Source organism: Holdemanella sp. DFI.5.55 (genome assembly GCF_020593575.1).
In the GTDB taxonomy this organism is placed as follows: Bacteria; Bacillota_I; Bacilli_A; order Erysipelotrichales; family Erysipelotrichaceae; genus Holdemanella; species Holdemanella hominis.
This window is the reverse complement of record NZ_JAJDMK010000360.1, coordinates 1-239: the sequence shown is the minus strand read 5'-3', so window position 1 is coordinate 239 and position 239 is coordinate 1. Positions and strand designations below refer to the sequence as shown.

Genomic DNA, 239 nt, shown 5'->3' with positions numbered 1-239 from the left:
GGTGATTAAATGAAAATCCAGTATCCAAATAACCTGTTAGATCCCATAAAAAATAGCTAGTTAATCGTCACATTACGGGTTTTGTTCCTGGGATGGGTCCTGACAATCCATCAATTGTTTTAATTGGCGAAGCACCAGGAAGAAATGAGATTAAATTAGGCCGTCCTTTCGTTGGTGTCTCAGGAAAAGAATTAACTAAAATGATTGAGTTATCTGGATTGGGTCGTGACGACGTTTAC

The 239-nt window shown here is 38.5% G+C and carries 1 protein-coding gene; it reads left to right on the top strand.

Annotated features, from left to right (window positions below; all coding sequences use genetic code 11):
• Window positions 1–92: 92 nt before the first annotated feature.
• On the top strand, window positions 93–239 hold a 147-nt coding region (locus LJE08_RS15430), incomplete at its 3' end, for a uracil-DNA glycosylase family protein (protein ID WP_370633286.1).